Annotated in this window: 19 protein-coding genes; 6 read left to right on the top strand and 13 right to left on the bottom strand. The window is 47.7% G+C overall.

Annotation, left to right across the window (positions count from 1 at the left end):
• Positions 1-115: 115 nt before the first annotated feature.
• The gene (locus tag FYJ59_RS13185; protein ID WP_154498610.1) at positions 116-2,527 is read right to left on the bottom strand and encodes a Tex family protein; all 2,412 of its coding nucleotides are present in this window, start codon (positions 2,525-2,527) and stop codon (positions 116-118) included.
• Between the two features lie 182 nt (positions 2,528-2,709).
• On the opposite strand from FYJ59_RS13185, the gene FYJ59_RS13180 reads away from it, so the two are divergent.
• Entirely contained in the window at positions 2,710-3,090 is a 381-nt protein-coding gene (locus FYJ59_RS13180; protein WP_022152923.1) for a DUF4190 domain-containing protein, read from the top strand.
• A gap of 103 nt (positions 3,091-3,193) precedes the next feature.
• Positions 3,194-3,961 carry a DUF975 family protein gene (locus tag FYJ59_RS13175; protein WP_154498608.1) on the top strand — a complete coding sequence of 256 codons (768 nt, stop codon included), beginning with the start codon at positions 3,194-3,196 and terminating at the stop codon, positions 3,959-3,961.
• An 83-nt stretch (positions 3,962-4,044) separates the two neighbouring features.
• Here FYJ59_RS13175 and prfB read toward each other — a convergent pair.
• Positions 4,045-5,176, bottom strand: a protein-coding gene (prfB, locus tag FYJ59_RS13170; RefSeq protein WP_328597245.1) for a peptide chain release factor 2 whose coding sequence is annotated in 2 segments (ribosomal slippage) — positions 4,045-5,100 and positions 5,102-5,176 — 1,131 coding nt in all. Because the reading frame shifts where the segments join, the coding sequence is not laid out codon by codon here.
• Positions 5,177-5,292: 116 nt separating this feature from the next.
• The gene (gene secA / locus FYJ59_RS13165; RefSeq protein ID WP_022152927.1) at positions 5,293-7,860 is read right to left on the bottom strand and encodes a preprotein translocase subunit SecA; all 2,568 of its coding nucleotides are present in this window, start codon (positions 7,858-7,860) and stop codon (positions 5,293-5,295) included.
• A 245-nt stretch (positions 7,861-8,105) separates the two neighbouring features.
• Here secA and FYJ59_RS13160 point away from each other — a divergent pair, with 245 nt between their 5' ends.
• From FYJ59_RS13160 to FYJ59_RS13150, 3 genes are all read left to right on the top strand, one after another.
• Complete coding sequence (locus FYJ59_RS13160; protein ID WP_205839551.1) at positions 8,106-9,188, top strand: HD-GYP domain-containing protein; 1,083 nt, start codon at positions 8,106-8,108, stop codon at positions 9,186-9,188.
• Positions 9,189-9,281: 93 nt separating this feature from the next.
• Entirely contained in the window at positions 9,282-10,361 is a 1,080-nt protein-coding gene (locus FYJ59_RS13155) for a pectinesterase family protein (protein ID WP_235898050.1), read from the top strand.
• A 27-nt stretch (positions 10,362-10,388) separates the two neighbouring features.
• Entirely contained in the window at positions 10,389-11,156 is a 768-nt protein-coding gene (locus FYJ59_RS13150) for a GNAT family N-acetyltransferase (RefSeq protein WP_154498603.1), read from the top strand.
• A 64-nt stretch (positions 11,157-11,220) separates the two neighbouring features.
• Here FYJ59_RS13150 and FYJ59_RS13145 read toward each other — a convergent pair whose 3' ends face one another.
• The 6 genes from FYJ59_RS13145 to FYJ59_RS13120 all read right to left on the bottom strand — a co-directional run bounded on the left by FYJ59_RS13145 (position 11,221) and on the right by FYJ59_RS13120 (position 18,409).
• Positions 11,221-13,311 carry a polyribonucleotide nucleotidyltransferase gene (locus tag FYJ59_RS13145; protein ID WP_154498601.1) on the bottom strand — a complete coding sequence of 697 codons (2,091 nt, stop codon included), beginning with the start codon at positions 13,309-13,311 and terminating at the stop codon, positions 11,221-11,223.
• 283 nt (positions 13,312-13,594) lie between these two features.
• Positions 13,595-13,861, bottom strand: coding sequence for a 30S ribosomal protein S15 (gene rpsO, locus FYJ59_RS13140; RefSeq protein ID WP_022153975.1), 267 nt, complete (start codon positions 13,859-13,861; stop codon positions 13,595-13,597).
• Between the two features lie 125 nt (positions 13,862-13,986).
• Positions 13,987-15,909 (bottom strand): GGDEF domain-containing protein, encoded by a 1,923-nt coding sequence (locus FYJ59_RS13135; RefSeq protein ID WP_154498599.1) that lies wholly within the window; start codon positions 15,907-15,909, stop codon positions 13,987-13,989.
• Between the two features lie 197 nt (positions 15,910-16,106).
• Complete coding sequence (locus FYJ59_RS13130) at positions 16,107-17,150, bottom strand: C40 family peptidase (RefSeq protein ID WP_154498597.1); 1,044 nt, start codon at positions 17,148-17,150, stop codon at positions 16,107-16,109.
• A gap of 138 nt (positions 17,151-17,288) precedes the next feature.
• Positions 17,289-17,921: a stage V sporulation protein AA gene (locus FYJ59_RS13125; RefSeq protein ID WP_154498595.1), complete on the bottom strand. Its 633-nt coding sequence runs from the start codon at positions 17,919-17,921 to the stop codon at positions 17,289-17,291.
• A 2-nt stretch (positions 17,922-17,923) separates the two neighbouring features.
• On the bottom strand, positions 17,924-18,409 hold the full coding sequence (locus FYJ59_RS13120; protein WP_154498593.1) for a stage V sporulation protein AB: 486 nt from the start codon (positions 18,407-18,409) through the stop codon (positions 17,924-17,926).
• 232 nt (positions 18,410-18,641) lie between these two features.
• Here FYJ59_RS13120 and FYJ59_RS13115 point away from each other — a divergent pair, with 232 nt between their 5' ends.
• Positions 18,642-19,160 (top strand): acyl-CoA thioesterase, encoded by a 519-nt coding sequence (locus FYJ59_RS13115; RefSeq protein WP_117464814.1) that lies wholly within the window; start codon positions 18,642-18,644, stop codon positions 19,158-19,160.
• A 76-nt stretch (positions 19,161-19,236) separates the two neighbouring features.
• Here FYJ59_RS13115 and FYJ59_RS13110 read toward each other — a convergent pair whose 3' ends face one another.
• The 4 genes from FYJ59_RS13110 to FYJ59_RS13095 are packed head-to-tail and all read right to left on the bottom strand — an operon-like array spanning position 19,237 to position 22,192.
• Complete coding sequence (locus FYJ59_RS13110) at positions 19,237-19,806, bottom strand: hypothetical protein (protein WP_154498591.1); 570 nt, start codon at positions 19,804-19,806, stop codon at positions 19,237-19,239.
• Positions 19,807-19,841: 35 nt separating this feature from the next.
• A complete protein-coding gene (locus tag FYJ59_RS13105; RefSeq protein ID WP_154498588.1) occupies positions 19,842-20,531 on the bottom strand; it encodes a metallophosphoesterase in 690 nt (229 codons plus the stop codon).
• A gap of 50 nt (positions 20,532-20,581) precedes the next feature.
• The gene (locus FYJ59_RS13100; protein WP_154498585.1) at positions 20,582-21,478 is read right to left on the bottom strand and encodes a hypothetical protein; all 897 of its coding nucleotides are present in this window, start codon (positions 21,476-21,478) and stop codon (positions 20,582-20,584) included.
• 15 nt (positions 21,479-21,493) lie between these two features.
• On the bottom strand, positions 21,494-22,192 hold the full coding sequence (locus FYJ59_RS13095) for a metallophosphoesterase (RefSeq protein ID WP_154498582.1): 699 nt from the start codon (positions 22,190-22,192) through the stop codon (positions 21,494-21,496).
• Positions 22,193-22,326 lie beyond the last annotated feature (134 nt).

Raw genomic sequence — 22,326 nt, 5'->3', positions numbered from 1 at the left:
ATGAAATCAAAACAGGGACAGCCGTTATCTGCTGTCCCTGTTTTTTAATACCTACGGATGCTCCGTACCAGACATGTACCACTGGCATATAGCCCCCTGGCATCATTCTATATTCTTACTGCTTCTGGATCTTCATGGTCAGACCGATACGTTTCTTTGCCATATCTACGGTGAGTACCTGCACATCCACGATATCTCCGACGCTGACAGCTTCCAACGGATGCTTGATGTAACGATCTGTGATCTGGGAGATATGCACCAGTCCGTCCTGATGGACACCGATATCCACGAACACACCGAAGTCAATGACATTACGCACGGTTCCCTTTAAGATCATACCGGGTTTTAAATCCTTCATATCCAGGACATCACTGCGCAGGATCGGTTTCGGCATATCGTCTCTGGGATCTCTGCCCGGCTTCTCCAGTTCCTTCAGAATATCTGTCAACGTGATCTCACCAATGCCCAGTTCCTCTGCTAAAAGCTTCTTATTTTTAATACGCTTCTCCAGACCGGACATATCCTTTGCATCATTTACTGCATTTTTAGCTACAGGTGCCGTCTGCTTTGCAGAGGTCTGCGCAGAATTGTCAAAAGTCACACCGCCCATGGCCGCTGCGAGAGCCTTGCCCATAGCGGTATTGGTATTGTGTACCCGAACTGCTTTACCTTTCTGTTCTTCCCGCTTCTTCGGTGCATTGACTGTGCCGTTACCATTCTTCTGTCCGTCTGCCTGCGCAGCGCTGCTCCTGCCGGAAGCTTTTTTTGCAGCCGCCTGCTTCTGGGCTTCCTTAATATCTTCCATGGTCAGTCCCAGCTTCTCCATCAACTGTTCTGCAGCTTCATAGGACTCGGGATGGACACTTGTGGCATCCAGCGGATTCTTGCCATCCGGGATCCTCAGGAAACCGGCACACTGCTCATACGCCTTAGGCCCCAGCTTCGGTACCTTTAACAGCTGTTTTCTGTTTACAAAACGTCCGTTATTTTCTCTATAATCCACGATATTCTTCGCAATCGTCTTGTTAATACCGGAGACATATTCGAGTAAAGATGCGGATGCGGTATTCAGATCCACGCCGACTTTATTAACGCTGTCCTCTACCACGCCGCTTAAGGCATCGCTTAACTTTTTCTGATTCATATCATGCTGGTACTGACCGACACCGATGGACTTGGGATCGATCTTCACCAGTTCTGCCAGGGGATCCTGTAATCTTCTGGCGATGGATGCAGCACTTCTCTGTCCCACGTCAAAATTAGGAAATTCTTCTGTCGCCAGCTTACTTGCGGAGTATACGGAAGCACCTGCTTCGTTGACGATCACATACTGTACCGGGCGATCCAGTTCCTTCAACAGCTCTACGATTACCTGCTCGGACTCTCTGGAAGCTGTACCGTTTCCTACAGAAATTAAATCCACATTATATTTTTTGATCAGTTTCTTCAGCTCGGCTTTTGACTCCTCCACCTTATTCTGAGGTGCTGTAGGGAAGATCACTTTTGTATCCAACACTTTTCCGGTAGCATCTACCACTGCCAGTTTACAGCCGGTACGGAACGCCGGATCCCAGCCTAAGACCACTTTTCCTGCGATAGGTGGCTGCAACAGCAGCTGCTCTAAATTTTTGCCGAAGACATTGATAGCTCCGTCCTCTGCCTTTTCTGTCAGATCGTTACGGATCTCTCTTTCAATAGCGGGTGCTATTAAACGATCATAGCTGTCTTCCACTGCAGCACAGATTACCGGTGTGGTATACTCATTTTCCTTCGTGATCAGCTTTTTCTCCAGATAACGCAGAATACGCTCTTCCGGCGCATTGACTTTTACAGTCAGTACTTTTTCTGCCTCTCCACGGTTCAATGCCAGTACTCTGTGACCTGCAATCTTCTTCACAGGCTCTTCAAAATTGTAATACATCTCGTAGACGCTCTGAGCCTTCTCATCCTTCGCAGTACCGGTCACAATGCCTTCCTCTACGGTGATATTACGGATGTAAAGACGATGATCCGCATCGTCGGAGATCATCTCGGCAATAATATCCTGTGCTCCCTGCAATGCTTCCTCCGGAGTCTTTACTTCTTTTTCTTCGGAAACATACTTGGCCGCCTCGTTAAGCACCGGTTCTGTTGCCTCCTGGCGCAGAATGTATTCTGCCAGAGGTTCCAGTCCCTTCTCCTTTGCAATACTGGCACGGGTCTTTCTTTTGGGCCGATAGGGTCGGTACAGATCCTCTACCACTACCAGCGTCTGAGCTGCCAGAATCTTCTCCTTTAACTCATCGGTAAGTTTTCCCTGTTCCTCGATGCTCTTCAGCACCTGCTCCTTTTTATCTTCCAGACTTCTCAGATAGGTCAGTCTCTCATCGAGATTACGCAGCTGCTCGTCGTTCAGAGACCCGGTGACCTCCTTACGATAACGGGAGATGAAAGGGATGGTATTTCCCTCATCGATCAGCTTCACCGCAGCTTCCACCTGCCATTTTTCTACCTGAAGTTCTTCTTTGATTTTCTGTATAATATCCATAGTTCCTCCTGATGGCCTGTTGCCATTTTGTTTTGCGCATGGGTATATTATACTGGAAATCGGAAGTTTTCTCAATCTTTTCATTTTTATTTCATTTGCTTATTACAGGAAAAAATGGTACAGTACTTAATATAAGCGCGGCAGACAAATTCACCACATGCCGCCCGGAAATGAGGCTTTCTATGGATTATTATCAGAATCAGAACAACGAAATGAATCAAAATATACCGCAGATCGATCCGAAATACAGGGGTTTATCGATCGCTTCTATGGTCTGCGGCATCTGTTCCCTGATATTATGCTGCACAGGACTGCTGTCCATCCCTGCCGGTGCTCTTGGCATTCTCTTCGCAATGCTTACCAGAAAAAAGGGACAGCGTATGAGCAGTATGTGTGTCGCCGGGATCTGGCTGTCCTGTGTGGGACTGGCGCTCGGTATCTTCATCACGATCAGCAGCATTGTCACGGTATTTACCGATCCTTCTTATAGGAATATGCTGGATCAGATGTACCAGCAGATGTACGGTGTCGATATGGAAGGATTCTGGCAGTCGTACCTGTAAGACATGCCGGTATTTTCCGATGGATTCTGTGGTTACGAAATCGGACCCCGGACCAGCCGGAATAACCAATAGAACGAAATAATAAAAAGAAAAGAGGATTTCTATGACACAATATACATCCAGAGCCCAACTCAAAGAAAAAGCCAGAGATCAGATGGCAGGGCATTACGGCAATGCCATCCTGCTGTCCATCTGCCGGAGTCTGATCGTATTTTCCCTCACCTTTACCGTCAGCATGACCTTCACTATGATCCTTACCGTACGGACAATTATGGGAGGAAGCGCAGAGACATCTCTGACGGAATATCTGCTTTTGACGGCGACTACGACTTTATTGTCGATCTTTGCCGGAGTGTTTCAGACCGGCATTACATTATTCTATCTGAATACTGCCTGCAACAGGCCTGCTGTAACCGCCAATCTATTCTACGGCTTCAAATACTTATTCAAAAAATCGCTTGGGATCTCCGCAGTACTGATCCTGCTGAATACGGCATGTACACTTCCTTTTGATATTTGCTATTTTCTCCTGCGGTCAGGGAAAGGCTTTGATACCATAACCATGGCAATCCTGTACATTGTGCTTATGGTCATCGGTATGTGTATCTATATTCCGTTATCCCTTGGTTTATCCCAGGCTTACTATTTACTGTTGGATTTCCCCCAGTATAATGCCATGGAGCTGATGAAATTAAGCTTCCGCATTATGAAGGGACATAAATGGGAGCTGTTCTGCTTACAAATGAGTTTCCTGCCACTGGGATTTCTGTGTTTGCTGAGCTTTGGTATCGGGAGCCTATGGCTGGTGCCATATATGAACATGACCCAGACCTTATATTTTCTGGATCTGATGCAGAACGAACGCCAATAACGGATATTTATTATGATTATAATGTATGCAAAAACACATTCCATAAGTCAAACGCCTATGGAATGTGTTTTATATTTTGTCTACTATGAATTCTCTGTCTTCTTATCTCCCTGCACACTGAGCCATTTCAGATAGCCATTGATGAAGATATCCAGTCCGCCGTCCAACACAGCGTCCACATTACCTGTCTCCACATCGGTACGGTGATCCTTGACCAGTGTGTACGGCTGTAATACATAGGAACGGATCTGGTTGCCCCAGCCGATCTCCTTGACTTCGCCGCGGATATCCGACAGCTTCTCGGCATTTGCTTCCTTTTTTAACAGATACAGCTTGGCTTTCAGCATCTGCATAGCCTTATCCTTGTTCTGGAACTGGCTTCGTTCGTTCTGACACTGCACTACTGTTCCCGTCGGGATATGGGTGATACGGATAGCAGATGATGTCTTGTTTATGTGCTGACCACCGGCACCACTGCTTCGATAAGTATCAATGCGCAGATCCTTCTCATCAATATCCACATCCAGATCTCCTTCGATATCCGGCATAACATCCAGAGATACAAAGGATGTCTGACGCTTGCCCTGGGCATTGAAAGGAGAGATACGCACCAGACGGTGTACCCCCTTCTCCGACTTCAGATAGCCATAGGCATTCTGACCATTGACCTGGAAAGTCACTGACTTGATCCCGGCCTCATCACCATCCAGGTAGTCCAGTACTTCAATGGTAAAGCCCTTGCGCTCCGCCCAACGGGTATACATACGATACAGCATACCGCACCAGTCACAGCTCTCGGTACCGCCGGCACCGGCATTGAGCTTTAAGATCGCATTGTTCTTATCATATTCTCCGGACAATAGGGTACCGATCCTAAGTTCGTCGAATTCCCTGATGAATTCATCCAGTTCTCCGCGGATTTCCGGGATCAGAGACTCATCGTTCTCCTCATATCCCATGTCGATCAGAGTCAGAATATCATCGTACTGTGTAGAAAGCTTATCACACTCTCCCACCGTATCCTTCAGGTTCTTCAGTTCTTTCATTTTCTGGTTGGAACGCTCCGGGTCATCCCAGAATCCGGGAGCCTCCATCTCACGTTCCATTTCTTCGATCCGCTTTGCCTTGTTAGCAAGGTCAAAGTGAATCCCTCACTTCCGCTAAAGGTGTTTCGTAGGACAGAATTTCTGTCTTCATCTGATCTAATTCAACCACTTAACGTCACCTACTTTCTTATTCTATTATTTTCTATTATCGTAATTCTCACTTTTTACGGCAGGCACACCGTCTGTCCGCGCTGCCGCACTGTCTTCCGCTGTCGTCAGAAAACATTAGGCCTTCCGTCCGCAGCAGTTCTTGTATTTTTTACCGCTTCCGCAGGGGCAGGGATCATTCGGGTACACCTTTGCATTTTCACGCTTTACAGGTCCCTTCGGTAAGGAATCGTCCTTGTTCGTGCCGGTGATCTTCGCCTGCTGCTCACGCTCTACCTTCTGTTCGATCTTGATATGGAACAGAAGTCTCACAGTCTCTTCCCGGATGTTCTGGGTCATCTCATCGAACATCTCGTAACCGCTCATCTTGTACTCTACCAGAGGATCTCTCTGTCCGTATGCCTGTAAGCCCACGCCCTGACGCAGCTGCTCCATGTCGTCGATATGATCCATCCACTTACGGTCGATAACCTTCAGCAGAACCACACGCTCCAGCTCACGGATGGCTTCGGGTTCGGGGAACTCGGCCTCTTTTGCTTCGTACAGCTTCACAGCTTCTTCCTTTAACTGCTGCTTCAAGCTGTTCTTCTTGGGCTTCTTCACACGCTCCGGTGTCAGAGGCTGTAACGGGATCGTAGGAATGAGCAGGGTATTTAACTCATTGAAATCCCAGTCGGAGATATCTGCGTCGTCATTGATACAGATATCTACACAGTTCTCGGTAATATCGGTGATCATCTTGTAGATCACATCGCGCATGCTCTCGCCGTTCAGTACCCGCAGACGCTCCTCGTAGATGATCTCTCTCTGTTCACTCATGACACGGTCATACTCTAACAGATTCTTACGGATACCGTAGTTATTGCTCTCGATCTTTTTCTGTGCGGATTCGATGGCATTGGTCAATGCCTTGTGCTCGATCTCCTGTCCTTCGGGGATACCTAAGGTATTGAACATACTGATCAGGCGCTCGGAACCGAACAGTCTCATCAGATCGTCTTCCAGAGAGATGTAGAACTTGGACTCACCGGGATCTCCCTGACGTCCGGAACGACCACGCAGCTGATTATCAATACGTCTGGACTCATGACGCTCGGTACCGATGATCTTCAGTCCGCCGGCGGCTCTCGCTTCATCATCCAGCTTGATATCCGTACCACGACCTGCCATGTTGGTAGCGATGGTTACCGCACCGTGTACACCGGCATCGGCTACGATCTCTGCTTCCAGTTCATGGAATTTTGCATTCAGGACCTTGTGCTGGATGCCGCGCTTAGTCAGCATTCTGCTCAGTTCCTCACTGGCTTCGATAGTGATAGTACCTACCAGTACAGGCTGTCCTGTGGCATGTGCTTCCTCTACCGCATTCACGATAGCGTTCAGCTTCTCTCTCTTCGTCTTGTATACAGCATCCTGCAGATCCTTACGGATAACGGGACGGTTCGTAGGGATCACAACAACATCCATGCCGTAGATCTCACGGAACTCGGTCTCCTCAGTGAGAGCTGTACCGGTCATACCACACTTTTTATCGAATAAATTAAAGAAGTTCTGGAAGGTAATGGATGCAAGCGTCTTACTTTCTCTCTTCACCTTTACATGCTCTTTTGCTTCGATTGCCTGATGCAGACCGTCGGAATAACGGCGTCCCGGCATGATACGTCCGGTAAATTCATCGACGATCAGTACCTGGTCATCTTTTACCACGTAATCCTTATCACGGAACATCAGATTATGGGCACGCAATGCCAGAATGATATTATGCTGGATCTCCAGGTTCTCGGGATCAGCGAAGTTATCAATGTGGAAGAATCTCTCAACCTTCTCCATACCTGCTGCGGTCAGGTTGATGATCTTATCCTTTTCGTTAACGACGAAGTCTCCGGTCTCTTCCTGTACCACACCCATAATGGCATCCATCTTGGTCAGTTCCTGTACATCATCACCGCGCTTCATCTGACGTGCCAGCAGATCACACATCTCGTACAGAGCTGTGGACTTGCCGCTCTGTCCGGAAATGATCAGAGGGGTTCTCGCTTCATCGATCAGTACGGAGTCCACCTCATCGATAATGGCATAATGCAGTCCACGCAGAACCAGCTGTTCCTTGTAAATAACCATGTTATCACGCAGATAATCAAATCCCAGCTCGTTGTTGGTAACATAAGTGATATCACACTTGTAAGCTTCCTGTCTCTCCTCGGAGGTCATGCTGTTGAGTACCACACCGACCTTCAGTCCCAGGAACTCATGTACCTGCCCCATCCACTCCGCGTCACGCTTCGCCAGATAGTCATTGACGGTAACGACATGGACCCCCTTGCCTTCCAAAGCATTCAGATAAGCAGGAAGGGTAGACACCAGTGTCTTACCTTCACCGGTACGCATCTCTGCGATACGTCCCTGATGCAGGATGATACCACCGATCAGCTGTACTCTGTAGTGCTCCATGTTCAGAACACGCTTTGCAGCCTCTCTTACGGTTGCATAAGCCTCCGGAAGCAGATCGTCCAGAGTCTCTCCCTCGGTCAGACGCTTCTTATACTCCTCGGTCTTACCCCGCAGTTCCTCATCGGAAAGTGCCTGCATTGTAGGGCGGAGTGCCTCGATCTTGTCTACCAGAGGTTCAATACGCTTCAGTTCTCTGGAACTGTGCGTGCCAAATATCTTCTCAATAACGCTCATTTTTTCCTCGTTTCCACACCCTTTTGACAATAAAATGTCCATGGGTCTTCGCATAATTCAAAGGTTATTGTAGCAGATTTTCCTCTATGTTTCAACCTTTCAATGTGCCCATAGGCGTGAAAAGACTGTAAAAATTTTATGAACAGGATGTGGGCTGCGCATTGACTGCCAAAATTGACAGTATTGCTGAAAATTATTATAATGAATTCAGTTAATTTCTTTTCATGACAAGGAGCGTAATACTTATGAAAAGGCTGTCTATCACCCAACTGGTTCCCGGCATGACCGTCGCCGAAGACGTCTATGATCTGGACCATGAGCTTCTGATACAAAAAGGGACCATCCTTACGGATAAACTGATCACCAAGCTGGATCTGTACGGTATCCTCACCATTTTTGCCGAGGATATCATACAACCCGTGCGGCCTGCTGAGGATTCCACTGACACTGAGCTCTCTTACTCCGAGCGCATTAAGAGTTCTCCGGAATTTCAACTGTTCAAGACAGATTTTGAAAATGATGTTGAACTGTTCCGGGAAAATATGAATCTCGTGATTCAAAAAAATACCTCTTTAGATGTGAATACCCTATTGAAGAACACCATGGCCATCGTGGCTAATCATTCCGGCAGCATCAGCATTCTGGACATGCTTCAGAACATGCGTGAATATGATGATTCCACCTACACTCACAGTCTGAATGTTGCCCTGATCTGCAACATACTGGCCGGATGGCTGAAGCTGTCTGACGAGAAAGTTGAGCTGGCCACTGCCTGTGGTCTGTTCCATGATATCGGCAAACTGCTGATACCTTATTCTATCATTTCAAAACCGGGAAAGCTGTCCGAGGAAGAATTTGCAACGATCAAAAAGCATCCCACCCTGGGTTACCAGCTTCTCCTGTCCCAGGATGTGGATGATCATGTGAAAAATGCTGCTCTCATGCATCACGAACGTAGCGACGGCAGCGGTTATCCTTTGAAATTAAAAGGCAATCAGATCGACCCTTATGCAAGAATCGTGGCTATTGCCGATGTCTACGATGCCATGACCGCTGCCCGCTGTTACAGAGGACCTTTGTGTCCATTCCGTGTCATCGAGATGTTCGAGGCAGAAGGCTTCCAGAAATACGATGTCTCCATCCTGCTTCCTTTTCTGGAAAATGTGGTCAATTCCTGTCTGCAGAACCATTGTCTGTTAAGCGATGGGCGGAAAGGGACGATCATTTATATCAACAAAGACAAGCTCTCCCGGCCTGTCGTACAATGTGGCGGAGAGTATGTGAACCTGGCGGACCAGCCGGATTTAGAGATTGTGCGTCTGCTTTAAGTTATTCAGGTATCAGCCATACAGGACTTTAGGCTGCATTGTGTTGTAGATGTCGCATGCAGCGTTTCTTTCCATAAAAGCAGCATCTACAGAATGGAGTTATTTATGTCAGACAAGACTTCCTTGCATTATTATGTCAATATGCCCGGAAATACCCTTCCGGGCACTTCTTTTTCTACTATTACTGAAGCACTGACCGCCCTGACGGATTCATCCTGCTTATCATGCGAAAAGCAGTTCCCGGCTCCCGTTTCTGATCTGCCTCCTGTGATCGTACACATCGGGGAGGGTATTTATCGGGAAAAATTAATCATCACCAGACCAAATGTCACCTTCGAAGGGGCCGGTGCAGACAAGACTATTCTCGTCTACGGAGATGCCGCCTTTGATCTTATGCCTGAGGGAGATAAACGCGGAACCTTCCGCACCGCTTCCGTCCGGATCGACACCCATGATTTTACTGCAAAACATCTGACTTTTCAGAATGATTCCGGTTTCGGACATACCGTAGGGCAGGCGCTGGCGGTCTATGTAGACGGTGACCGCAATGCTTTTTATGACTGCCGTTTTCTTGGCAGCCAGGACACGGTCTTCGATGCACCTCTGCCGTTAAAAGAGGCGCAGCCCGGAGGCTTCAAGGGGCCCGGAGAATTCAAGCCCCGCACGATTGGACGTCATTATTATGAAAACTGTTTTATTCAGGGAGATGTGGATTTCATCTTCGGCAGCGGCATCGCCTGGTTTGAGCATTGTACGATCTACTCGAAGCTTCCCGGAGACCGGGTCCCTCCGGAAAGTCCGGAGGATGAAGTGATCTACGGCTATGTGACCGCAGCCTCCACTCCCATGGAAGAACCCTACGGCTATGTCTTCCATGAATGCAGCCTGGAGAGCGACTGTCCTCCCCATTCCATCTACCTGGGACGTCCCTGGAGAGAATGGGCGAAGACCGTATTCTTACACTGTGAACTGGGGGCACACATCCATCCCGTCGGCTGGCAGGACTGGAAGAAACCCCATGGACATTTCTATTACGGAGAATACGCTTCCTACGGTCCCGGTGCTTCCCCTGCTACCCGCGCTGACTTTTCCCACCAGCTGACGGATGCGGAGGCTGCGGAGTATACCGTGAAACATGTAATGAAAGGATGGGAACCACAGAGTTTGATGTAATCCGTTGTGAAAGGAGTTCCGACATCTATGTATCAGGAAGCATTGTCCCGCCAGCTGGCACTGGACTACTGTTGCAGTCCTGCTGATGTGGCAGATTCAAAAAATCATTTTACAATTTATGTACCGCAGGAGGGACGCCGCCGTTTTCAGGAACAGACGGTTTGCAGGTTAAAGATTGCTGTCGTCAATGGGAAATTATTAGTTACCGGTTCCGAAGAAATTGTGGCAGAATGTCGGAAACGTTATGCTGATGTGACGGGAGAATGGTTTTTTGACATGAAGCGGCTTCGGGAATTGGAGGAATTGCTGGCTCCCTTCGGTGCCCATATTGCACAGGTACATCCTTTTTTTCTGCCGGAGTCTGGTGGCATAGCTTCTTCTGACCTTCCTTCGGCTTTGCTACCTGATGCCCGGGATTTTGAACTGATACGATATGATCAGGATGCTATTCTACAATTTCGTGGTGATGATCGTTTTGATCAAGCATTTGCTTTCGATCCGGATGCACCGGATGTTTTGGGCATGGCTGCGGTAAAGGACGGTGAGATTCTCGGTATGGCTGGCGCCAGCGCTGACAGTCCCCTGTTCTGGCAGATTGGGATCAATGTAGCTCCCCACGCCAGAGAAATGCATGTGGGATCGACATTAGTAAGACTTCTGGCTCAGGATATTTTGGCTCAAGGTACAATTCCTTATTATGGAACAAGCATGTCCCACATTGCTTCCCAACGGGTAGCACACCGCGCCGGATTCGCTGTGGCGTGGGCAGAATTGATCACGGAAGAAGTAAGGTAAATTGAAAGTTACCACGCAAAAACCGCTGCAGGCTTGCGCCCACAGCGGTTTTATTTCTCTCAGCTTACTGCTGAGCCACATCCTTCATGGAGAAGCTGATTCTTCCCATCTTATCCTTGCCCAGGCATACTACTGTTACTACGTCTCCCAGGGTCAGGACATCTTCTACATGGTTGATTCTCTCCTTAGCGATCTTGGAGATGTGTACCATGCCTTCCTTACCGGGTGCGAACTCGATGAATGCACCGAATTCCTTGATGCTTACTACCTTGCCCTTGAAGATCTGACCTTCCTCGAAGTCAGTTGTGATGATCTTCACCATCTCCAGAGCCTTATCCATCATTTCCTTATCGGTACCGCAGATAGATACCTTACCGTCATCGGTGATATCGATCTTCACACCGGTACGTGCAATGATCTCATTGATGGTCTTACCACGCTGACCTACTACATCACCGATTCTGTCGGGATCGATCTGAATGGAGATGATCTTGGGAGCGTACTTGCCAACCTCTGTTCTGGGAGCAGAGATTGCAGGCTTCATGCAGGTATCCATGATGAACAGTCTTGCATCACGGCATCTTGCGATAGCACCTTCTACGATAGGTCTGGTCAGACCGTGGATCTTAATATCCATCTGAATAGCGGTAATACCTTCGGTAGTACCGGTTACCTTAAAGTCCATATCTCCGAAGAAGTCTTCCAGTCCCTGGATATCGGTCAACAGTACGAAATCGTCATCGGTCTCGCCGGTTACCAGACCACAGGAGATACCTGCTACCATCTTCTTGATGGGTACACCTGCTGCCATCAGGGACATGCAGGAAGCACAGGTGGAAGCCATGGAGGTAGATCCGTTGGATTCAAAAGTCTCAGATACGGTACGAATTGCATAAGGGAACTCGTCCTCACTGGGCAGTACGGGGATCAGGGCTCTCTCAGCCAGAGCACCGTGACCGATCTCACGTCTTCCGGGTCCGCGGGAAGGCTTGGTCTCACCTACGGAATAGGAAGGGAAGTTATAATGATGCATATATCTCTTGCTTACTTCGTTCTCATCCAGACCATCGATCTTCTGCTGCTCGGACAGAGGTGCCAAAGTACATACATTACAGATCTGGGTCTGTCCACGGGTGAACATAGCGGAACCATGTACACGGGGGATGATATCTACCTCTGCTGCCAGAGGACGGATCTGGGTGATCGCACGGCCATCGGGACGCTTGTGATCCTTCAGGATCATCTTACGAACGGTCTTCTTCTCATACTGATATACAGCCTCACCTAAGATAGCCAGCCACTCTTCGTTCTCAGCGAAAGCCTCGGTCAGCTTGTCAGTGATCACGCGGATGTTCTCCTCACGGGTCTGCTTGTCATCGGTAAATACTGCCTCTTCCATCTCCGCAGGAGATACGATCTCCTTCATAGCCTCGAACATTTCAGCGGGAACAGCACAGCTGGTGTACTCGTGCTTCTTCTTGCCGACTTCTGCTACAATCTTGTCAATGAAAGCGATGATGGTCTGGTTCACTTCGTGAGCCTTGTAGATAGCTTCGATCATGGTAGCCTCAGGAATCTCATTAGCACCTGCTTCGATCATGATCACTTTCTCTCTGGTAGAAGCAACGGTCAGGTTCAGATCGCCCTTCTTCCACTGCTCCTGGCTGGGATTGATGATGAACTCGCCATCGATCATGCCTACCTGGGTCATAGCGCAGGGACCATCAAAAGGAATATCAGAAATGCAGGTAGCGATAGCAGCACCGATCATTGCTACCAGCTCGGGACGACACTCGGGATCTACGCTCATTACCATGTTGTTCAGGGTTACGTCGTTACGGTAATCCTTGGGGAACAGGGGACGCATAGGTCTGTCGATGACACGGCTGGTCAGAATAGCGTTCTCGCTTGCCTTGCCCTCTCTCTTATTGAAGCCGCCGGGGATCTTACCCACAGCGTACATTTTCTCTTCGTACTCTACACTCAGAGGGAAGAAATCGATACCGTCTCTGGGCTTCTCGGAAGCGGTTGCAGTACAGAGAACAGTGGTATCACCATAGTGCATGAATGCACATCCGTTTGCCTGCTTACCTACACGGTTGATATCAACCACCAGAGGTCTGCCTGCAAGATCCATCTTGTAACTTTGATACATAAATTCCTCCTATCCATCGTACGTGACTTTATCTTTTGTGTTCCTCATGGGACACTCTTATCACTCTACGATATAAATAATTTAATAAATATTTCCACGGTCTGGAGGATTACCGAAACTACTGAAAAATTCATGTTGTTGCTCCCAACATACCCTTTTCAGCGGTCTCGGGGCTCACTTCCATACCGCTTGTTACCCAAAGCAATGACAGAGTATCTATCATCACATACACAGAGAAAGCGGAGCGCCGATGTAATCGGCAGACCCCGCTCACCAGTCAGCATTATTTTCTTAAGCCAAGCTTCTCGATTAATGCACGATATCTCTCGATATCCTTCTTCTTCAGGTAATCCAGAAGACCACGTCTCTGACCTACCATCTTCAGCATACCACGACGAGAATGATGATCCTTGGGGTTCTCCTTCAGATGATCGGTAAGCTCCTGGATTCTTGCAGTCAGGACTGCTACCTGTACCTCAGGTGAACCGGTGTCACCGGGGGTTCTTGCATACTCGTTCATGATGGCTGTTTTCTTTTCCTTAGAAATCATTTCTTTTTCCTCCTGTTTTTTAACCGCCTGATACTAAGACTAAGGTCGGAGTGTCCGTAATCTGAGCATCGGCTAATCATACTGTTTCAATATAGCACAATAATCTTCTGTTGTAAATACACTTTTTATTTTCTGGCAGCACGTTTCTGTACTTTTTCTTCGTACATCAGGCTGTCGGCCTGTTTTACATAATCCGCAAAGGTCAGATTGCTGTCCGGATCCGTCACTACAGTTCCGATACTCATGGTCAGCGGGAATGGCAGATTCTGTGCTTTTCCCTCCGCCTCCAGTGTTCTGCGGATCCTATGGACCAGATCTCTCGAGGCTTCATCGGACTGATGCGTCTGCACCACGACGAATTCATCGCCGCCGGTTCTGGCAGGCACCGCATCACGGCTACTGCACTGCATCAGTGCCCTGGCTGCCGCACAGATAGCCATATCGCCATATTCATGACCGAACGTATCATTGATATATTTCAGCCTGTCCAGATCCACAAACAGTATCAGCAGTTTCCGATGATTCCGTTTTGAGATCCGGAAGGCTTTCTCTCCTAACTGTTGGTATCCCATTCGATTGTATATACCGGTCAGGGTATCCATGATATACAGCGAGGATAATTTTTTATTCATATATTCGAGCATTTCTTTTTTATGAAGGTTCTCCATGGAACGGGTCAATGCGTTCATGATCTGGAACAAATACTGCTTCTCCATAAGATAGACCGCATTACGGATGACCACATAGCCCACCGTACGCTCTCCGAAATGCAGCGGCAGGAACAGAAAATCCTGTCCCGGCTTCGGATAGTCAAATGTGGGGAAGATTCCGTCCACTTCCTGTCTGTCCAGATCCAGCCTCTGGTCTCTCTCATAGGCAAAGGTCATCTGCATCTGTCTCGGATAACCGTGTATATAAAAGCCTTCGTCAGAAGGTGCCGCATCCAGGTGAATACTCTTCTCCGCCTCTTTCTTATAAGCATTCAGATGATCATCCAATACAAGATACATAGCATCGCATTTCAGGGAAGGAATGCATTGAGGGATACAATACATCATCTCCTCCACCGTATTGCATTGCATCATTTCCGCTTCCATGGAGAGTACTTCCTCATCGAATTCTTCGCTCTCCACACTGTACATGATCTGATCCTTCAGATGCCCCCTGGCATCCCGGCTGCTGCCCTTTCCACAGCCGCAGCTCTCCTGCCACAGCATTTCCGTTTCGGTAAAATTGTATTTTGGTACATTCTCCCCAGCCCAGAGCCGTAGGAGTATATCCATCCCCTGGTAAGCAGCTTCTTCCCGGATATGTCCCACAGTTGTAATGCTGGGTGTGTAGAAGCCAGCCTTGTCAAAATTATCAAATCCGGTGATACAAAAATCATCCGGTGCATGAAATCCCATCTGTGCCGCGGCTTCACATACCGCGACCGCCACATTGTCATTAATGCAGATTATAGCATCCGGAAGCTCCTTGTGCAGATTCCATAGATGTTTATAACCTTCCAGTCCGCTCCTATAATCAAAGGAACCGTACCAGATATCGTCCTTGCCGATCTTTATCTTATGTTCTTTGGCATAATCCAGCATTCCCTGCAGACGGCAGCTGCTTTCATAATTATTCTGTGCTCCCACTAGCAGCCAGAACTTTTTGCAGTCATGCACCTCATGAAGATGTGCGATAACCTGCTTCATGGCAGAATAATTATCGATCCCCACATAATAAAAATCTTCCAGTTCATTGGCAATAGATACCACCGGACGTCCCGATCGCTTTGCATTGCTGATCACTTCTGCAAGTACCGCCGAAGAACTGATATTATTTAATTCCAGAATAATTCCGTCAAAATCGGACAGCTCCGGCAGATTGTAAATATTGTACTCTGCCCTATTGTATCCGGCATCCCGGCTCCAGTTACCTGTACTATTGAAAATGTACAGATTGACATCCTCTCCGGTCTCCTGAATCCTCTGCAGAATTCCCGCCGGCCATGCATATGTGAACAAACGTCTCCAACCGTCCGTGATCAAAGCTACTTTACGCATACCCATCACCCAATTAGTTTCATTCTATTTGCTGTTATATCCAATTCAGCATCATCTATGACACATAAAAATAGTATCACAGTTCCCATGGAAACGCAATTATAAAAGCGCTTCCGGATATCCATCTTCGGGATACCAAAAAGGCATTGCCCGCCACCAGACGCACAATGCCTTTACACTTTAAATTTTTCCCTATATCAATCCTGAATTACGCGGACACATTTCACGGGAGTACGGTATTTATAGCTGCTGATCTTGATACCGGTCTTCGGACTGCTGGCATGGATGACCTGTCCTCCGCCGATATAGATTGCTACATGGTTGATGTTACCTTTGCCGTTACCGTAGAAGATCAGATCTCCGGGCTTTAAATCCGAAGCGCTGATCTTCGTTCCTTCATTCGCCTGCGCTCTGGAAGAATGACTTAGGGTAATACCATATTTTTTGAACACTGCCAGTACAAAACCGGAGCAGTCAGCACCCTTGGTCAGGCTGGTCCCTCCCCAGACATAAGGGTTACCCACGAATTGTTTCGCATATTCCACCAGGTCTACGCGCACATCGGATACACCCTGGCCGTAGAGCAGTTCCGTCATGGTAATAGCGGTATCCAGCTTCTCCTCCACTGTGACAAATTCCTGGGACACATAAGCATCCTCGCCATCGATGGAGATCTTCACCCAACCGTCTGCACCGGTCTCCACATATTCCATTTCCTCGCCCTGTCCTACCTGCGTCACGATCTCGCTGGAGGTGTTGGGTTCCTGACGTACATTCAGTCCGTCCGTATTGGCAATTGCCACCGTATGTACCAGCTGTGCCGCACGGATCGTAGCCTCCGGTCCTGTGTGTAAGAACTCCCGGCTTACATAGCCTTCCACTTCACCGGACTTGATATGGCACCAGCCGTCCTTCGTCTCGATGACTTCACATGCAGCATCCTTGGGCAGCTTACCCACCAGCTTACCGTCTGTAGAGGGCACTGCTCTGATATTCAGATTGCCGGACTCTACATTGGCTACACCGATATTCGTATATCCCCAGGAAGCTCCCTGCGCATCCTGGGCGATCTGAATGTATTCTTCCAGGGAACGTTCCATTTCCAAAACCGACGCCACACCACCGGATGCCATCAGAGCGCTGCTTTCTGCCGCCGATGCCGGTATCGGAGATACCAGTACACAAAGTGCCATTCCCATTGCAATTATTCTTATCTGTCTGTTTTTCTTATTTTTTATCATAAAAACCTTTCAGTTAAATTCCTTTTACGAATTTGTTACAAATTTATTACATCACGATATTGATTATAGCCTCCACCTCTTACTATGTCAACCCATTCCGGACATTTCCTATATCTTCCTTTTGCTCTTATAGCTTCCCTAACTATCTCCCTCGATCTCCCTGCCTTCTCTTCCCGCCTGCTCGATCAGCGTCTTCTCCACATCGGTCTCATAATTTTTAATAGACACTTCCACGGGTGTCGGATCCTTCGTCAACCGCCTGCCTCCGATATGATTGAAGAACACAATGATACCTGCCGCCAGTCCCACAGAATATGCCACTTCCAGCGTATTCATTCCTCCGGGTTCCGCACCCATGCACATTCGGTACACCCCGGTAAATACTTCGTTGATCCCCACATCATTATGGTATGCCATAATAGTAAATGCCGTCCCGAAGAAGCTGATCAGGCACACGAACGCAGCCTTACTCCACTGCCACCAGCCTTTGTACCGATCCACACTGATCCATTCCACCAGTACATCTGTCTCTCCTACCACCTGCACATCTATTTCCGGACAGAGTTCCTCCATGAGACGCACCAGCTTCAGGCAGCTGATCACGCAGCGTTTTTCGCCTTCTTTCGGAAAATGGCAGACCTTGATGGCATTTAATTTTGCCGACAGTACTTTGTCCCGGCAACGGACCTCCGCTACATCCTTCAGCAATACATCCTGTGCCTGAACCTCCGCATTTCTGTCACATTTCAGATAAACCAACTGCTGTTTCATACTTATTGCACCGTCCTGTAAAATTCTGTTGCAAAATACAGCAGGGAACCGCATAATTTCCCCGCAGCCATACCTAAGATTGCCCATCCCAGACCATGCCGGAACGAAATCCTTCTCGCAAAAATAGGAATACTGTCCAGCATCTCCGCGATAGCCAGTGCCAGGCATCCGATAAACATCCCGGAAAAAAATCCGAAGACTGCCTGTGCCGCTACCCCCGTTGCCATCCACAGCCTCATTTTCTCCGGAAACCGCTCCTGCAAAAAGCTCCCCCACTGACTGTATTCCGGAAAAACAGTAGCGAAACACCCTGCCAGCGTCCCGAAGATCACCATTTCTTCATACAACAATACATAACGGGCCGTGTGCGTTTTCCCTGCAAATCTTGGAATCAGTCCCACCGCCACCAGCACCGTAAACACTCCCGCCGCCGACAGCAGACCGTAACTGGCTCCTGCTGCTATAAGCAATAATTGTCTGATCAGCATTCCCGTTCCCCTTTCGTAAAGTTTCGCTTCCGGCAGTTAGCAAAGGATCTGCAAATGATCTTTTTCTGCACACAATAGAATATCCCAAAACAGAAAATCATATACGGATGGCACTTTTTTCCAAAATGTGCTATACTATCTTTATATATGTGCAGACGCTGCCCCACTTACTGTTTGCGCCGTTTTGAGTGAAGAATTTTAGATTTCAAAATATATGTGAGGTTTTACAACTATGAATACAGCAGATACGACTGAAAATACAGAAAAAAAGACGAGTGCACTTCCCGCGAAAAAAGTCTCAGATTCCGAGACACATCAGCTGCATGTGGTCATTCATCCGGATATCAACGGTTTCGGGCGCCTGTTCGGCGGACGACTGTTAGAGTGGATCGACGAAGTAGCCGGTGCCACCGCCAGACGTCACTGCGGCAGAGACGCCACCACCGTAGCCATCGACAACCTGTATTTCAAATCTGGTGCCTATCTGAATGACATTATTGTGCTGATCGGTAAAGTCACCCATGTGGGACATACCTCTATGGAAGTACGCGTGGATACCTACCGCGAAGAGCAGGACGGCACCAGGCACCCCATCAACCGGGCTTATTTTGTCATGGTCGCTATGGGAGACAATGGAAAACCCACCCCGGTTCCCGGTCTCATCTTAGAGAACGAGGGGGAGCGCATGGAGTGGGATAATGCCATTAAGAGAAGAGAGTTAAGATTAGTTCGTAAGAAGGAAGGATTCTAAATCTGATTCTCGTCGCATCCGCAGATCGGAGAACTCAGAAATCTCCGATCTCCCGGATAATGGATCAGCAGTTCGATCACATTTTTGTCTCCTTCTTTTTTAAATCGTCCTTTGACAGAACGACCACCATTCGCTTTTTAAGACATGTGTCATATTCCAGATTTTTTAATGATGCCTTCACATCCGGGTTGTCTTCCATTCCCACACCATACACATAGTTTTCGTCATATTCCCCCGGAATGTCGTCTCTGTACTCGTAAGTTTTAAAAGACCAATCCTCCCTGTTTACCACAGAGATATTTCCGAATATCTGTAAATATGGTTTCAGATCCCTGAACAAAAGAGCTTCTTCCGTACTCCGTGCAATCTCTCTTGGTTGGGGATACAGCACAATTTCCAACGCCGATGCCAGAATATCATCCTCCGTTCCTCTGATAATTCCCTCCTGTTCCTTCGGCACTGAATAAACATCCCGGGAAAACTCCACATTCACCATACCTATACCATATACATAAAGACCATCATATTTATGTTCCGGAATATCCGAAATCATTAGATAATTATGATAGTAACCATCTTGAAAACATACGGATATCCTCACGTCACGAGCAATGTACTTTCTGATCTCTTCAAAACCAATTGCCATAGTTGTGGCCTCCTCTCACCGTTATAAAAGATTTACTAATTTTCCTCATCATAAGGAAGGATCAGCCAGTTCCCCGATTCCGTGACTCTGTAATATTTATCCGTGTCGGTATCTACCATCAGTATGGGGATCACGCCGCTGCTCAACACCGTTCCGTCGATGTAGTAGTGGGAAGCTCCGTCATAATAGATATCATGATATCCGGGATCTCCCGAAATATCGGAAGTACCCACATGTCCGGCTACGACCTTGCTTTCGATTCCTTCTATTTTTCCGGTCTGTGCAGGGAATTTTCCTACAAAAGTCTCCTCTCCGGTTCCCCATTCCCACAAATCCCCGGCCTCTTCATCAATACCGGCGTGTACAAAAATCGTATTGCCTTCTGTATAGTACCTGGGCAGATTTTCTATCCACCGGACGTATTTATCGTCGTCCGCCTCCTGCTCCTCACTGTAAGTAGGATTCATTTCGGCAATCGTGGAGTATCCCAGCAGTACAAATTCCTCATGATTTCCCATCAATGCAACGACCTTGTCTCTGCCATACTTGTATTGCAGCTCCATAATCTTATCCAGCACGTACCGACCATCCTGTCTGCCGTGAATGTAGTCCCCCAGAAGTACCAGACGGGTATCCTCGCTTTCCAGACGATCCTCTATGCGGCTCAGTGCCTCTTCAAACTCTGCCAAACATCCGTGAATATCACTCATGCAATAAATTTTCATTCGTTTTCTCCCTCGTATCGATTCGTTGACCACAGTTACATTGTTACTCATTACAATTGACTCAGAAAATCGGCCGCACTCTTATGATTCGGATGGTTTTCGCAGAAATTCAGATATTGATAGAATAAATCCTGCGCTGTTTTCTCCGCAATGGACCGGTCTGCTCTCTCTAATGTGACTTTTATTCTGATCCACCGGGGATTTTCCGGGTCCGGTCCCATCTCTATAACATAACGGCTCGTTTTCTCTCCAACCGCTTCCGGTTCACCTGCTTCTTCCGACTGGAATGACGGATCCAGGCACCAGGTTTTGTCATGCAGGCGAAACCTGACCAGATATTGATATTTCACTGAAACTTTTGACAGGTCCTGTTTGTGATCCAGACAATGTAATGTTTCCACCGTCAGGTCCATCTCCGGATGGGCGGTGCAGTATTTTTCCGCGTCGCTTTTCCTTGTAAAATATCCGTATATCGTCCAGTCACTATAATAAGCATACATGACAACATAAATATCATCCTTGTAATAGGTCTGTAGAAATTCCTCCTTTGTGACCACTGTTGTACCGATCTCCACCCGGTCGATCCGGTAAGGGACACGTCTTCCGTTTTCTTCTGTGAAAAAGCTTCCTTTAAAGATTCTTTCCAACAAAAGTTCTCTGGCTTCTTTCCAGTATCCCTTCCCCCGAAACTCCGGATACAGTATCGGAGATATCCTACAGATATTTCCTGTGATTTCCAACACAACATAACCGGGCACCAACCTCTTATGTTTACTTCCCAGGTTTTCCGAAATTCTGTAATCCAGACCAATTTCAAACAGATTCTCCGGCTTCTGTTCAAAAAGAGCGCTTCCCTCAAGAAACCGCTCTTTTTCATCCTCTTCTTCCAACTGTAACTGTGTCAGTTCTACCTGAAGATCCTCTCTGTAGAAATAATTTCTGCGCATAATATCCTCCCGTTTTCAGGCGTAAAATCGCTCTTTCGTCTCCAGACAGAGACAGGCAAGTCTTCCACCGGCAAAGCCACATCCACAATCTAAGAGATATACGTTATGTCTGTCGTTGTGCCAGATGGAATTGCCCGGCTCGTCCAGATATCTTCTGTCCTTCTTCCACACAATGCTGTCCGTGGGCGTATGACCGCACATGGAGATATATCCATCGATACCCTCAAAGAAAAAGCAGTCTATATCCATCGTCCCCCGTATGTAATACCGGTCATCTTCCCGGACATCCGGATAGGAAGTCATGGCATGAGCAAACAGATATTTCTTTCCCTCCAGCTCCAGTTCCTTCTGTAGCGGCAGTCCCTTGATCAGATCAGCAATGTTCATCATGTCTACTTCGGTAATGCGCTGTCGCAACAGTTCAAAACTGTTGTAACCGTAAGGAGCTAATTTGTGCCGTTTTTTCTCCGGAGTATTAAAATACTCATAAGTGTAATTTGCCAGCCAGTCATCGTGGTTGCCTCGGATCCAGGAGCACTTTCCCTGCAAGCCGGCAAGGGCACAATATACCCCGAAAGGATCGGCGTTTCCCCCTCCCCTGTCGAAAACATCACCAAGAACGATCAGCTCATCGTCCTTGGTGATGTTGATCTGCTTTAGGATCTGTTTCAACTTCTTCAGGTCGTTATGTATATCCCCGATAACATAATGCATATCCTTCCTCCCATAATAATCTTTGTTTTTCTCTTGTTAACTCGCTTTTTCTTACATTTTCTTTTTTTCATAGAGATGTTATCTAAGTCTATGCCATTCCCCTAGGCCCAAAATCATGGATATCAGGATGTTTG

The organism is Waltera intestinalis (assembly GCF_009695995.1).
Lineage (GTDB): Bacteria > Bacillota > Clostridia > Lachnospirales > Lachnospiraceae > Acetatifactor > Acetatifactor intestinalis.
Note: the sequence above shows the minus strand (reverse complement) of the source record. Positions and strands in the feature narration are given on the sequence as shown.